The sequence below is a fragment of the Sphingobacterium gobiense genome, from assembly GCF_002980575.1.
GTDB classification, from domain to species: Bacteria; Bacteroidota; Bacteroidia; order Sphingobacteriales; family Sphingobacteriaceae; genus Sphingobacterium; species Sphingobacterium gobiense.
On record NZ_PVBS01000001.1, the window covers coordinates 188,665 to 203,392 of the forward strand.

Sequence of the window (14,728 nt, forward strand, 5' to 3'; positions counted from 1 at the left end):
TTTCAAATAATTTGCAGTTTAAATCTGTACTAAGTTTGATGTTTCAAGTTAGACTAGACCAAACTAAATTTTTTGAGGAAATAATCATGAAAACAGATTCTATAAATCGAAATTTACGCTTTCCCTAGGTGTGGGATTGCTCTTGACATTTTTAACGCGTTGTAATAAAGCGATAGAGCGTACAGAGCAGCAGCCCAATCTCATCATCATCAATATGGACGATCTGGGGTATGATGACGTGGGCGCTTATGATGCAGAAAGTATCTCTACGCCGAACATGGTTGGCCAATGAGGGTATTCTGTTTACCAATGTTTACGCGGCGTCCTCGACCTGTACACCTAGCCATTTCGGTATGCTGGCCGGTGTGAAGAATTGAGAGGAAAAAAAGTACAAAAGGTTGAAGAACTGAAATTACAATAATCCTCTTATGTAAAAAGATGAAGAAGACACTGAATAAATATCCGTGTCGTATTTTTGGAAATTAAGGACGTCTCGGATACATTCGGGAGACCTCTTCTCAAATAAATACCTACCTTTGCTTAGTTAAAAATCGATAGGATGACACTTGTGCAACTGGAATATATTATAGCTGTGGATACTTACCGTAGTTTTGTCGCTGCGGCAGAGCACTGTTATGTAACACAGCCGACCTTGAGTATGCAGATTCAGAAATTGGAAGAGTCGTTGGGAGCGAAAATATTTGATCGGAGCCGACAGCCGGTGGTGCCTACTGAAATAGGAGAAAAGATTGTTCGACAAGCACGTGTGGTATTGAATGAGAGCAAAAAAATAGAGGAATTATTGCAAGAGGAGAGAGGCGTTGTTTCGGGCGAACTAAAATTGGGCGTTATTCCGACGGTAGCACCCTATTTGCTTCCGGACGTCTTGACAAAGATGCTTCAAGCCTACCCACAACTGCAGCTACAGATTTGGGAATATACGACCGAAAGGATTATTCAAGAGCTTAAAACAGGGCGCTTGGACTGTGGTATTCTTTCTACCCCTTTACAGGAAGCTGGTATAGAAGAAAGGGAATTGTACTACGAAACTTTTGTCGCGTATGTATCAGAAAAAAGTCCACTATACGAAAAAAAGATAGTAACGGCAGACGAAATCGCCAATGAAAAATTATGGCTTCTTAACGAGGGACACTGTATGCGAGGGCAAGTCCTAAATATATGTCATTATAAGCATAATCAAGCTGCTGAGGGAACATTTGAGTATAATACTGGGAGTGTCGAAACCCTGAAACGGATGGTGGATATCAATGGAGGGATTACGATATTGCCAGAAATGAGCATCCTGGGGTATGATGAAGATCAGCTTAACCACGTAAGGTATTTCAAAATGCCAGAGCCCGTTCGAGAAATAAGCTTGGTAACGACCTCAAACTTCGTGAAGAAACAGGCTGTTAATGCCTTGAAAAATGAAATTTTAGCTATTGTACCCGAACGTTTTAAAACGAAAAAGAAAAGAGAAGTAATGGGGTTTGACCTCTAATAAGGGACTGTGTTAACATGAAAGTAAACATTAGAAAGAAACTAGACGAACTGAACCGCTGGCGGATGCAGAAAATTTCAAACCGGAATTTTCTAATTATACTGGCGTTTCTCGTTGGGATTATAGGCGGGCTGGCGGCTGCACTGTTAAAAGGTCTGACGCATTTTATTGCGGCCACGCTGCAGAACGATATTGAATGGCATTATAAATATTCGTTTTATTTGATTCTCCCGCTTCTGGGTATTTTGTTGAGTGTATTATATGTGCGCAAGTTTCTCAAAAAGAAGAAATTTGAACACGGTATCACACCTATTATTTATGCAATTTCGCGGAAATCCAGTCGTATAGAGCCACATAATGTGTATTCACAGATCGTGACGAGCGCTATCACGGTGGGCTTTGGTGGTTCTTGTGGTTTAGAGGCTCCTATTGCGTATAGCGGTTCGTCCATCGGGTCCAATATAGGACGTTTCTTTGGTTTACAATATAAGGAGATTACCATGTTGTTGGCTTGTGGTGCAGCTGCAGGGATTGCGGGAGCCTTTAACAGCCCTATTGCGGGGATGATTTTTGCTATCGAGATCTTACTACCGGAGTTTTCGATACCCGCCTTTATTCCTTTATTGATTTCTGCCGCATTAGCCTCCGTTGTTTCTCGGTTACTGTATAGTGAACCTCTTTTTCATACGGCTAGTACCGAGTGGGAGGTCGGAGCACTTATCTTCTATATACTATTAGCGGTAATTGTTGGTCTCTATACGGTTTATTTTGCAAAAATAAGCACATCCATAAAATCTTGGTTCGCGAAAATCGATAATCCTTACCATAAGGTGTGGTTCAGTGGCATTTCGTTAGGGCTGATGATTTTCATTTTCCCCGCGTTATATGGTGAAGGATATCTCGCAATCCAACAAATGCTGGACGGACAGTTTGACGCTATTGTGAAGAATAGCCTCTTTGCTGATTATAGACATATGGCGGGTGTCGTTGTATGTTATACTGTTTTGACCCTGTTCGCGAAATCTTTTGCATCACTTTTTACATTGAACGGAGGTGGAAATGGAGGGGTGTTCGGCCCTAGCTTGGTAATGGGCGGGCTTCTTGGCTTTGCTTTTGCCTACGGTATCAATCAGACCGGTGTTGTGATGCTCAATGTACCTAATTTTGTAGTAGCTGGTATGGCCGGTGCATTGGCGGGCATTATGCATGCACCGCTGACAGGTCTGTTTCTGATAGCAGAAATTACGGGTGGCTATACACTTATGGTACCGTTGATGTTAGTTACGTCTATATCTTACCTCATCAATCGCTCTATACTCAAACATTCTATCTATACAAAAGTATTGGCAGATTCGGGAGATTTGCTTTCCTACGAAGATAAAGATCGAACAGTGTTAAGTATGATGAAGCTCCGATATGTGCTAGAGACTAACTTTGTCATATTGCGACTCCATGAAACGCCATTGGATAGAAAATCGGATATTATCCATTCAAAACGTAATATATTTCCTATCGTAGATGATAGTGGGAAATTGTTGGGGACAATCTACAGTGAACGGCTTTTTGCCATTTTATTGGGCGAAGAGGAGGGGGCTGACAAGACGTTCGAACAGTTGGCTCAAAAACCTAACGATGTTGTCCGCGACAAAGAGAATATGGAAATCGTGATGACCAAGATGAACAAAGACGACGTGTGGATATTGCCTGTGGTCGACGAGGATGATCGATATTTAGGATTTATTTCAAAATCCAGTGTATTCAATAAATATAGAGCATTATTGGTTAGGCAAGGGCATTATCTGGAGTGATCACGCATAGCTATTATTTTGGAGACGTATTTTCCAACAATATCAAATTCTAAATTGACGGTGTCGCCTATACTTACCTGTTGCAGATTGGTGTGTTCTATGGTGTAGGGAATAATGGCCACTGAAAATTGACTCGCCTGCGAATTGACTACGGTTAAGCTAATTCCATTTACAGTTATAGAGCCTTTTTCCACCGTTATGTTTTGCTGTAGGGGTTGATATTCAAAGGTAAACAGCCAACTTCCCTGTTGTTCTTCTTTCGCAATACAAATAGCGGTTTGGTCTACGTGTCCCTGTACAATGTGGCCATCGAATCGCCCGTTCGCCAGCGTACAGCGTTCTAGATTGATCAAGTCATTAACTTTTAAAGCTCCTAAATTAGATTTGCGTAATGTCTCTTGTATAGCTGTCACTTTGTGAACATTCTCCTCTATTCCGACAACAGTTAAGCATACGCCATTATGCGATATACTTTGGTCAATTTTCAACTCGTTAGAAATATCGGATTGTATAAAGAAATGTATATTTCCTAATTCGTTTTCTATGTCGGTCACAATTCCTACAGTTTCAATAATGCCGGTAAACATAATATTTTTTTGCAAAGGTAACTTTTTTATGTCTTATTTATCCATGCGTGTTTATTTTATAACGGTATGGATGAGAACTTCGTGATTTTCCCCTAAAATAGAAGAAGAAAAATTGGGAGGTATAATAATTATATTTTACCTTTGCTATAGGTTTAGGTTGATTATCCCATTTATGGGATTATATTTTTAAAGCCTGGGAAATCGCCAGATTACTCCCGGGCTTTTTTGATGCTAGAATTTATAAGTGATTCCTGCACCAAGTATCTGTCTAACCTGAAGGCCAGGACCTTTAGTTTCTACACCATTTCTTACTTTTGGCACATCGGTATTATCGTCATATATCAATTGCACACCTGCATTTACTGTGATAAATCGATTCACTTCCATAAAAAGATTGGCAGTGTAATCAACGTCTACGTTTTGCGGATCTTCTAGGTAGTTGGAATACAGCTTTAAGATGTTTTCTAACGATATATTTTCCATTAGGTTGACCTTGTAGTAAGCATCTAAAGATGCACCTAGTTCAAACCTTAATTTTTCACCAGGATCTACGCCGAATGCTCCCACATTCGATAGTGAGTCGTTTGTGACAAAAATGAAGCGCGCGGCCATCGGCGATAGATTAACCTTAAAATTGTCTGACCTTTTATATGCCATACCAGGACCAAAACTCAGATAGGCCGGAGCGAAACTTGCAGAAATCTTGTCCCTTCCGGTGTCGGCGTAATTGTATCCATTTGCAAATTGGGTGTTAAAGTTCATAAAGAATGTGTATAACCAATATGGCGATGCTTCGTAACCAAGCAAACTATTTAGTGCAAGCCGGTCGTCGTTTTTACGCCAACCCGTTTCCTTTTGGAAAGTCTGTCCGTAAGCGGCCAATACTTTATTGTCCCAGCTCCATTTATCTTTTTTATAATTAAAGTCATAATTAAAGATCAAATTTCCGGCAAAGGAATTAACACCTCCGGCAGCCCAGTTAGAGAACGAGCTTTGATTGATCAGAAATGTGTTTTCACCCTTAATAGTCCAGGTTTTAGTGGTGTCTTGTACGGAACTTTCTTCCTGCGCATTTACGCTGACTGCCAATAGTAGTGTACAGACGCTAGAAATGGTTTTAAATAACTTCATTTTTCTTGATTTTATTAATAAATGTAATTTTGATGTGAAATATAGGATGAAAATAGTAAATTGTTTAGACTTCATCTCGTTCATGTTAGATCTAGTTTGTTAATTACAGGAATTAAAAAAATACGCGGCTTTTTAGAATAAATGAGGGATATTTGTTGAAATATAACAAAATGAAAACAACGCTATTGTGTATCGGAAAAACGGATGAGAGTTTTATTAAAATGGGTATCGAAAATTATGCGAAGCGGCTAAAGCATTATGTATATTTTAATATTTCTGTTATTCCTGATATTAAAAGCACAAGACACTTAACACAAGAACAACAAAAGACGAGAGAAGGTGAGCTTATCCTAAAACAATTGAAGAATGGGGATTTTGTGATCTTATTAGACGAACGTGGAAAAGCGTTCCGTTCGGTAGAGTTTGCGAAGTTTCTGGAGCAAAAAATAGTGGGTTCTGTTCAGCATATTGTATTTGTTATTGGAGGTCCCTATGGTTTTTCGGAAGAAGTATATAAACGGGCCAACGAACGGTTATCGTTGTCCAAAATGACATTTTCCCATCAGATGATTCGTTTGTTTTTTGTGGAGCAGCTTTATCGGGCATTTACAATTCAACGGAGAGAACCTTACCACCACGAATAAATAATTTTTTATGTAAATTTACGGTTATTATCATCACCATAGAAAAAGGAGGCAGTTATGGATATGAATAAATTCAAAAGAGACTATAAATTTAGAAGCGCGGAATCGGATAATGAAGGTAAACGAAATCTGATTATTATTATCGTCGGTATTGTCGTCGTAATCGCGCTAGCGTATTTTTTGAGATAAAGTGAAGACACTATTATCTTCCATGGGTTCTCTGCCAATTGGCGGGACGGTAATCGCGTTTTTTTACAATATCGATTTTTTGAATTGATGCCAAGCCATCTGGTCTGTTTTAAACGTTAAATCTGCTTCTTGCAGGCTATCGATTGGTATAAACCTAAAGACCTCCATCTTCTCTTTTTGCTTTTCGTGGGAAAAATCAAAAGGACTTGTCTTTATATCGAATAGAATTGGACTTCGCGCGCGTACTTGATAGTAGATCGAAATAATCTGGCTGTCATTAAAGCTGGATCTTTCATAGAAATCCGTGGTATATATATGCCGAACGATATCTATTTCTAATTGGCATTCTTCCATGAACTCTCGTTTTAGTGCATCGATTAACCCCTCGCCATACTCCAGCCCGCCGCCAGGAAATTTAGTGAAAGATACATTGAGCGTCTTTTCATCACTAATAAGAACTTCCTTGGTATCTGTAATCAATAGACCGTAAACGCGTACATTAAAATACATCTGAGTTTATTTTGATTTTATTAAAGGGATTGAAATCCATTTTCGATGGCCAGTTCATCAGCGCCGAAAAATGAGTACTGCTTCGGTAAAAACCATTGTATGGTATTCATGATGGTGTTGAAATCTTTTTCCGATGGAAATTGTGTAGGTATGATATTGAACACCAAATCCTGCGATGCACGCTCTTCATCTGTATAATTACGGGCAATTAACATGATTTTTGGATTTTTGATCCCGGAATATTGTAAAAACTCGCGAATCTGTCTCCGAAGAAAATTAGGGAAAATCTCTTCAGCAGGTTGTCCTACCAAAATTTCCTCGTCCTTGTCGATGCCTAAATATTCTTCTGGATTAGTAAAGACAGTCTTATCGGTATAAAAAGAGCCGTTCAATTTAAGGTTTACTAAATCACCGTAGGAGAAAATCCAATCAGGTTGCTGTAAATCTGCGTTAATGGCAACGCCAAAACCCTGCTCTAATATGGTGTCTAGCTCGTTTTTGATAACAAATGCCTGAAAACTTTCTCCGGCAGCAACCGTCTGGAGTTGTATGTACGGAAAGCCGTCCTTGCTAATAGCCACTTCTGGTTCACCAAGCTTGAGGTTTGCTCCGCCGATATGACTCAAAAAATGATCTCGCCACTGTTCATCCCGCTCTGGAAAGGGCGAGTCCATCAAATTATTGATGATGATGGTTTTTTCAAGGTCTCCTAATAAACTATCCCCCTGATTGTTGTTATTGTTACTTACACTCATATTTCTCTCTCCTAAAAAGAGCCCAAAAGTAAGGATTAAATTTGAATTTTAGATAAAATCGCTATCTTGGATACTTATGTCAAAAAAAACTGGATATCCTTGGTCATCAAACCTATCGCCATAAAGTTGAGCATTATATTATATGGAGGCGGATTTGAACTGCAACCGTATGGCTATCGCTCTTGGCTGTTCGACCAGAAATTTGAGTCGTGTATTTGTTAAGATGGCGATACCTGGAACGATTCGAATGCTTCGTTTACAGAAAAGTAGACAACTACGAGTATGCATTTGCGCCAATAAAAAAGCCGTTTTTCTGTACATCAACAGAAAACGCTTTACTGAACACGTCAAAAAAACTATCTTTGTGCCTAAAATAAAGATTCAACATGAATATTTCCTATAATTGGCTTAAGAACTACATAAACATTGATAAAACACCAGAAGAACTATCCTTGATTTTAACAGACATAGGGCTGGAAGTGGAGTTACTAGAAACGGTGCAGAGTATCCCAGGTGGTTTAGAAGGTTTAGTTGTAGGAGAAGTGAAAACATGCGCACAGCACCCCAATGCGGATAAATTAAAAGTCACAACAGTGGATGTTGGCAGACCGGAATTATTGCATGTTGTCTGTGGTGCACCCAATGTGCGGGAAGGACTAAAAGTAATTGTAGCGACGGTGGGAACGTATTGTCATCCCGTAAATGGTGAACCTTTCAAAATCACGAAATCTAAGATCCGAGGAGAAGTGTCTGAAGGGATGTTATGCGGTGAGGACGAGATCGGTTTAGGAACCTCACACGCGGGCATTGTAGAGTTGAACGCTGATGCGGTAGTAGGCGCGCTGGTAAAAGATTATTTTAATATTCAAGACGATTTCCGATATGAAATCGGTTTAACACCCAACCGGGCAGACGCTGCATCACATTTAGGCGTAGCGCGCGATTTGGCGGCGTATTTCCGTAAATCTTATATATTGGATGACGTTTCCGCTTTTCAGGAAGGAAAGGATGTAGGAGTACAGGTAGAAGTAAAAGCAGCTGAGGCAGCCCTACGGTATGCCGGAGTGACTATTTCCGATATCACCGTAGGAGAGTCACCAGATTGGCTGAAAGAAAAACTGAATGTAATCGGCCTACGTCCAATCAATAATATAGTAGATATCACCAATTATATATTACACGATTTGGGACAACCTCTACATGCATTTGACGCAGCGAAGATTGCCGAAAATAAAATAGTCGTACGGTACGCGGCAGAAAATGAGCTTTTTGTAACGCTGGATGGCGTAGAGAGAAAGCTCTCGTCAGAAGATTTGGTTATTGCAGATGCGGATAAGCCGATGTGTATCGCTGGTGTTTTTGGAGGTGAATATTCCGGTGTTAACGAGACAACTACGAGTATTTTCTTGGAGTCGGCTTATTTCAATGCCGTATCGGTACGGAAGACATCGAAACGGCACGGTCTAAAAACAGATTCTTCGTTCCGTTTTGAGCGTGGTACAGATCCCGATATGCCGGTGTATGCGTTGCAAAAAGCGGCGTTGATGATTCAGGAGATTGCCGGTGGTAAGATCGTCTCCTCTATAACCGACAGCTATCCAAACCCCGTTTCGCCATTTGTATTCCCCGTTCATTATGGTCGAGTGCGACAACTGATCGGTAAGGAAATACCCGATATAGAAATAAAAGCCATTATCGAAGCGTTAGGAATCTGCGTTTCAGAAGAGGACGGCGAAGAAATTACAGTGCGTGTGCCCGCTTATAAAGTCGACGTTACTCGAGAGGTAGATGTCATCGAGGAGGTGCTACGTATCTACGGTTATAACAATATCGAACTAAAGTCACAAATTAAATCTTCTTTGAATACAACGGAAAAGCCGGATAAAGAAGTGGTGTTAAACCAGGTTGCGGATTTATTGATAGGAAATGGTTATCGCGAGATATTAAACAACTCCCTTACGAAGTTATCGTTTGTAGAAAACGAACAAACGGCTGTTCGTTTGATTAACCCGTTGAGCTCGGATTTAGATACCATGCGTCAAAACCTGTTGTTTTCGGCATTGACGACTGTAGCGTATAACCAAAATCGAAAACAGCCAAATGCTAAATATTTCGAATACGGTAAAACCTATTTTAAGACAGAAGAGGGCTATAAAGAGCAGCAAAAGCTAGCATTATGTATAGCTGGGGATCAAATAGAGGAGCATTGGGATTTAAAAAGTAAAAAGACGAACTTTTATCATTTGAAAGCGGCTGTCGACGCTGTAATTAAACGTCTGAATATCGGAGGATTGCAGTTACAGGATACGGATGAGACTTATTTTGATTACGGACTGAATTATGTGAAAGGACAAAAGGTTCTGGTAACGTTGGGCTCCGTCTCTGCCGGCAATCTAGAAAAAGCCGATGTGGATAATAAAGTTTATTTTGCTCAGTTTGATTGGGATCTTATTATCAAGATAATACGTAAAAATAAGATAAAGTATAAAGAGGTTTCCAAATTTCCTGCAGTACGCCGAGATTTATCATTACTAATCGATGATGCGGTGACGTTTGAAGAGCTGTTGCGAATAGCAACGAAAACCGAGCGTAAATTACTTAAAGAGGTTAATATCTTCGATGTTTACAAAGGTACTGGACTTGCTGAAGGTAAGAAATCCTATGCATTAAGTTTTACGCTGCAAGACGAAGAAAAAACGTTAAATGACAAACAAATTGAGACCATAATTAAAAAATTATTGCTTAACTTTGAGCAAGAAATTGGTGCGGTAGCGCGCTAATGGATACGTTTAACGATTAATTGCGAAAAAAAAATTATATGGCTGGACTATCTACACAAATGAATGTCATTGTCGAGAAGACGAAGAATCTTATTCAGTTGTGCGAGGCCTTGCAGGAAGAAAATGATTTGTTAAAACTAGAAGTACAATCCTTACAGGTAGCATTTCAAACCAGTACAAATAAAGTACAGCAGCTGGAGGAAAAGGTTAAGGCTTTGGCAGTTGCAAAAACATTGGATAATTCGGAGGTAGGTAAAGAAGCTATAAATGAAAAAATACTTGACACAAAGCAAAAAATTAACGATTTTGTGCGAGAAATAGACAGATGTATAGGCTTGTTAAAATAGGGGAAGAGTAGAGGCGGAAGCCTGTTACGTTATTTAAGCTCAACAAAAATGGGAGAAATTTCCATAAAAATAAATATCGCAGACCGTGTTTATCCACTGAGGGTAGCGACAGAAGAGGAAGAAGTGATTAGATATGCTGCGAAATTAATTAATGAAAAAATAAAGGAATTGCAGGAAAATTATGCGGTTCGTGATAAACAAGATTTATTGTCTATGTGTGTCTTGCAATACGCCACCGGAATGATAAAGGCCGAGCGTAATGCACAGCAACAGGAGAATGGATTGGAAGAGAAAGTTCACGAGTTGGATGCTATATTAACGGATTTCTTTAGAAAATAACGATATCGTTCTTTATTTCAGAGCTTATAACGACGAATTTGCCGCAATTAAATTCGGGTTGTCACTATTTTAAACTTAACGCTTCAATATCACGAGCGAAAAAAGATGTAGGCCATTTTGCGAAAGCCATCTAGGTCATGATCAATTGCTCAAATCATGTGTAATCGAAGTTTAATAATACATGGGACCTGTTACATTTAATTGCGGTTTTTTTTTGAATAAACAGAAATACTATATATATAAACAATGGATTTAATTACAATTATTTTAATTATAATTTCGCTTATTATAGGTATCGTTATTGGTCGTTTTTTGTTGCAGGCAGTCTTCAAAAAACAAGAACAAGCGGCACAAGAAAGGGCGGAACGCATCATTAAAGAAGCTGAACAGCAAGCTGAGCATTACAAAAAACAACGGAATTTAGAGGCAAAAGAAAAGTTTCTGCAATTGAAAGCAGAGCATGAAAAGGAAGTTAGCCAACGCAATAGTGCGGTGGTTCAAAAAGAAAATACAATTCGGCAGAAGGAGCAGTCGTTGAATCAAAAATTGGAAAGTCTCAATAGAGAAAAGCAAGATTTAGACAGCAAAAGCAAGAAACTTGATCATTTAATTGAACTCAACGAGAAGAAATCGGAAGAGGTAAATCAATTAAAGAATCAGCACATCAAACAATTGGAAACAATAGCCGGTTTGTCTGCTCAGGAAGCTAGAGAACAATTAGTTAACTCCCTTCGTGAAGAAGCACGTTCACAAGCCATTATGCAAATCAAGGATATCGTAGATGAAGCAAAATTGACGGCGTCAAAAGAAGCTAAAAAAGTCGTTATCCAAACGATTCAACGAACAGCAACCGAATCAGCCATCGAAAATACCGTATCCATTTTCAATATTGAAAACGACGAAATTAAAGGCCGAATCATTGGTCGCGAGGGACGTAACATTCGTGCTTTGGAAGCGGCTACAGGCGTTGAAATCATTGTAGACGATACGCCAGAGGCGATCATATTGTCTGGATTCGATCCAGTGCGCCGGGAGATAGCCCGTTTGTCGTTACATAGATTGGTGACTGATGGACGGATTCACCCCGCTCGTATTGAAGAGGTGGTGGCGAAGACGCGTACACAGATTGAAGATGAAATTGTTGAAATCGGCGAGCGTACGGCAATTGATTTAGGTATACATGGCCTTCATCCGGAACTGATACGGATGGTTGGCCGTATGCGCTACCGTTCTTCCTACGGTCAGAATTTGTTACAGCACTCCCGCGAAGTTGCCAACTTTGCAGCAACGATGGCGGCAGAGCTCGGTCTAAATGTAAAACATGCGAAGCGTGCTGGTCTTTTGCACGATATCGGAAAAGTGCCTGATGACAATCCGGAATTGCCACACGCTATTTTGGGTATGCAATTGGCGGAAAAATATAAAGAACATCCTGATGTTTGCAACGCTATCGGGGCGCACCACGATGAAATAGAAATGACCTCGTTGATTTCACCGGTCGTCCAGGCATGTGACGCTATTTCCGGTGCGCGTCCAGGTGCCCGCCGCGAGGTGGTTGAGAGCTATATTAAACGTTTGAAGGAATTGGAGGAACTCGCCCTTTCTTATCCAGGAGTGGAAAAGACATTTGCTATTCAAGCGGGTCGCGAATTGCGGGTTGTGGTCGAATCAGAGAAAGTTTCTGATGCGCATGCGGAGATCTTGGCAGCAGACATATCCAACCGTATCCAAACGGAGATGACCTACCCAGGTCAGATCAAGGTAACGGTTATTCGTGAAACAAGATCGGTTTCGTACGCGAAATAGTAATTGTTAAATATATCAAAAGTACAGTTGCCTCGAAAAAGGCAGCTTTTTTTGTGAAATTAAGCTAGACGTTAATTTAATCACTTTTAGATGTTCTTTTTTTAGAAAAAGGAACGAAAAAATCGTCGCTGTGGATGTTTGAGATAGTGGGAGGTGCTAAGAATGAATTTCTATATGCCTCAAACCTTGAGCTCACTTCGTTCGGTTTTTGTCTCCCCTCTATAAAGAAAGAGGGGTAAAATAAATTCCTTATTTTTGAATAAATACCAGCTTATGCAAATTCTTGTAGTAGAAGACGATAACCGGATCAGTAACTTTTTGATTAAAGGACTGGAGGAGCGTGGCTATATGGTAACGTTATGCAAAAATGCGGAAGATGTATTAAAACAATATATCAACATCGAATGGGATCTTATTATTTTGGATATCATGTTGGGAGATATGGATGGTGTACAGCTTTTACAGACATTGCGCTACAAAAAAGTATATACCCCTATCCTCATGTTAAGCGCATTGAATAGTGTTCAGGACAAAATATCGGCATTAGATTATGGTGCTGACGATTATCTTACGAAGCCCTTTCATTTTGATGAGCTACTTTCACGCATCCGAGCGCTTACTCGTAGACGAAGATACGAACACCTAGAAATACCGAAGGCTGAACTACAGTTTGGGCGTCTACACATCAATTTTGAACAGTATAAAGTAACGTTGGGAGAGGACCCGGTTGATTTGTCACCTAGAGAGTATAAGCTGCTTATCTATCTGGTGGAAAACGAAGGTAAAACAGTCACCAGAATGCAAATTTTAAACGCAGTCTGGGGTATTACGTTTGATAATCACACGAATGTAGTAGACGTCTATATATCTTATCTCCGAAGTAAAATCGAAAAGGATAATGACAAGTATATTTTTACTGTCAAGGGTGTCGGGTATATGTTCAAAGTATAGCATATGAAGTTAAAACACAGGTTATCGTTATATTCTGTTGTGATGTTCGGGGTCATCATGCTGGTTTTCTCGATCGTGATTTATCTCTCCTATTACGCACAACTCGAACGAAAAGAGCAGCAATCACTGGAAAGTAAGTCTTTACTGGCCGCCATTTACTATTTAGAACAGGACGAGCTTTCTTTTCTAGAACACACCAACGTTAAAAACCAGCTGCATCGTACGATTTCTCGACAGCATATTGTCGTCTTTGATAGCCTGAATAACGTGTACAACGGAGATATGCGGGCCCCTGACGAAATTCCTTCTTCGTTTATTACAGATGTAAGGCACATGGGAAATGCTTTTTTTAAGACCGATTTATTCTTCTACAATGGGATCTTCTATCCAGATAATGAAGGCGACTTCGTCGTGATTACGCGAGAGTCTAGGACTGAGTTTAATGCACAGATGTCGTCCCTCTTTCATATATTGATGGCTGTTTTTTTATTCGGTATACTGTTTATCTTCCTGTTTTCGCAGTATTTAAGCTATATCGCTTATCAACCTATTATCAAGATCATTAGTCAAATTAAAGACCGAGATAGTAAAAACTTCAACGAACCCCTTTCGTTGACCAGGACCTACACGGAGATCGGAGACTTAGTGAATACTTATAATCATTTTGTAAAACGTATAGAAAAGACCTTCAACGTACAAAAGAATTTTATCGATTACGTATCCCACGAACTGCGCACACCGATAACAGCGTTGTTGGGGACGTTGGAGGTAACTAAAAGTAAACCACGATCTGTTGAGGAGTACGAACGGGCGATTACCCAATTAAGACAATACACACTTGACCTACAAACTACATTGGATCAAATGATGCTCCTTTCAGGCGCGAAGACGAATTTCGAACTACAGCCAACGCGGGTTGATGAAGTGCTTTGGCAGCTTGTGGAAAATATGGTACTGTACCACCGGGCACATATTGATGTTGATCTTCAAGTAGAAAATAATGCTTTATTGACTGTCGAAGGCAACGACAAGCTACTTGAACTGGCTATTGGAAACGTTCTAGAAAACGCGATTAAATATTCGAATAATAAGATGGTTAAGGTTATGTTTCGCGAGCAGGGAAATAAGTTGGTCGTCTCTATTATCGATCAAGGGATTGGTATTCCGCAGCAGGATCTTCAACATATTCGGCAAAATTTTTATCGAGGCCATAACACACAGAAATATCAAGGGAAGGGTATCGGGTTATCGATGGCGAATATTATTTTTTCCCTTCATCAAGTAGAGATGGAAATCTCTTCGAGTACGCAGGGAACAATTGTCCACTTGCATTTCTAATCAAATTCTAATCTATCACGAAATTTAGCTTAACGTTGCTGA

At 39.8% G+C, this 14,728-nt stretch carries 15 protein-coding genes; 11 read left to right on the top strand and 4 right to left on the bottom strand.

Annotated features, from left to right (window positions below; translation table 11 throughout):
- The first annotated feature begins 142 nt into the window (after positions 1-142).
- The 3 genes from C5749_RS19555 (at position 143) to C5749_RS00845 (ending at position 3,309) form a co-directional block, all read left to right on the top strand.
- Positions 143-292, top strand: coding sequence for a hypothetical protein (locus tag C5749_RS19555; RefSeq protein ID WP_181151232.1), 150 nt, complete (start codon positions 143-145; stop codon positions 290-292).
- 267 nt (positions 293-559) lie between these two features.
- Positions 560-1,501, top strand: a complete 942-nt coding sequence (locus C5749_RS00840; protein WP_105722131.1) for a hydrogen peroxide-inducible genes activator — start codon at positions 560-562, stop codon at positions 1,499-1,501.
- A gap of 17 nt (positions 1,502-1,518) precedes the next feature.
- Positions 1,519-3,309, top strand: coding sequence for a chloride channel protein (locus C5749_RS00845; RefSeq protein ID WP_105722133.1), 1,791 nt, complete (start codon positions 1,519-1,521; stop codon positions 3,307-3,309).
- On the opposite strand, the gene C5749_RS00850 is transcribed toward C5749_RS00845, so the two are convergent.
- A complete protein-coding gene (locus C5749_RS00850) occupies positions 3,297-3,896 on the bottom strand; it encodes a riboflavin synthase (RefSeq protein WP_105722135.1) in 600 nt (199 codons plus the stop codon). The genes C5749_RS00845 and C5749_RS00850 overlap by 13 nt on opposite strands.
- Before the next feature lie 231 nt (positions 3,897-4,127).
- Positions 4,128-5,027 (bottom strand): DUF3078 domain-containing protein, encoded by a 900-nt coding sequence (locus C5749_RS00855; protein WP_105722137.1) that lies wholly within the window; start codon positions 5,025-5,027, stop codon positions 4,128-4,130.
- A gap of 170 nt (positions 5,028-5,197) precedes the next feature.
- Here C5749_RS00855 and rlmH point away from each other — a divergent pair, with 170 nt between their 5' ends.
- Together rlmH and C5749_RS19875 are read left to right on the top strand one after the other, a co-directional pair.
- Positions 5,198-5,671 (top strand): 23S rRNA (pseudouridine(1915)-N(3))-methyltransferase RlmH, encoded by a 474-nt coding sequence (gene rlmH / locus C5749_RS00860; RefSeq protein WP_105722139.1) that lies wholly within the window; start codon positions 5,198-5,200, stop codon positions 5,669-5,671.
- A gap of 57 nt (positions 5,672-5,728) precedes the next feature.
- On the top strand, positions 5,729-5,860 hold the full coding sequence (locus tag C5749_RS19875) for a hypothetical protein (protein ID WP_281258028.1): 132 nt from the start codon (positions 5,729-5,731) through the stop codon (positions 5,858-5,860).
- Between the two features lie 63 nt (positions 5,861-5,923).
- Here C5749_RS19875 and C5749_RS00865 read toward each other — a convergent pair whose 3' ends face one another.
- Both C5749_RS00865 and C5749_RS00870 read right to left on the bottom strand, forming a co-directional pair.
- Positions 5,924-6,370, bottom strand: a complete 447-nt coding sequence (locus C5749_RS00865) for an NUDIX domain-containing protein (protein WP_105722141.1) — start codon at positions 6,368-6,370, stop codon at positions 5,924-5,926.
- 20 nt (positions 6,371-6,390) lie between these two features.
- The gene (locus C5749_RS00870; RefSeq protein ID WP_105722143.1) at positions 6,391-7,125 is read right to left on the bottom strand and encodes a hypothetical protein; all 735 of its coding nucleotides are present in this window, start codon (positions 7,123-7,125) and stop codon (positions 6,391-6,393) included.
- A gap of 386 nt (positions 7,126-7,511) precedes the next feature.
- On the opposite strand from C5749_RS00870, the gene pheT reads away from it, so the two are divergent.
- The 6 genes from pheT (at position 7,512) to C5749_RS00900 (ending at position 14,686) form a co-directional block, all read left to right on the top strand.
- Positions 7,512-9,905, top strand: a complete 2,394-nt coding sequence (gene pheT, locus C5749_RS00875; RefSeq protein WP_105722145.1) for a phenylalanine--tRNA ligase subunit beta — start codon at positions 7,512-7,514, stop codon at positions 9,903-9,905.
- A gap of 38 nt (positions 9,906-9,943) precedes the next feature.
- Positions 9,944-10,252, top strand: coding sequence for a hypothetical protein (locus C5749_RS00880; RefSeq protein ID WP_105722147.1), 309 nt, complete (start codon positions 9,944-9,946; stop codon positions 10,250-10,252).
- 48 nt (positions 10,253-10,300) lie between these two features.
- Positions 10,301-10,591 (top strand): cell division protein ZapA, encoded by a 291-nt coding sequence (locus C5749_RS00885; protein ID WP_105722149.1) that lies wholly within the window; start codon positions 10,301-10,303, stop codon positions 10,589-10,591.
- 246 nt (positions 10,592-10,837) lie between these two features.
- Positions 10,838-12,397, top strand: a complete 1,560-nt coding sequence (gene rny / locus C5749_RS00890) for a ribonuclease Y (RefSeq protein ID WP_105722151.1) — start codon at positions 10,838-10,840, stop codon at positions 12,395-12,397.
- A gap of 273 nt (positions 12,398-12,670) precedes the next feature.
- Entirely contained in the window at positions 12,671-13,348 is a 678-nt protein-coding gene (locus C5749_RS00895) for a response regulator transcription factor (RefSeq protein ID WP_105722153.1), read from the top strand.
- 3 nt (positions 13,349-13,351) lie between these two features.
- Positions 13,352-14,686: a sensor histidine kinase gene (locus C5749_RS00900; protein WP_105722155.1), complete on the top strand. Its 1,335-nt coding sequence runs from the start codon at positions 13,352-13,354 to the stop codon at positions 14,684-14,686.
- Positions 14,687-14,728: the final 42 nt, after the last annotated feature.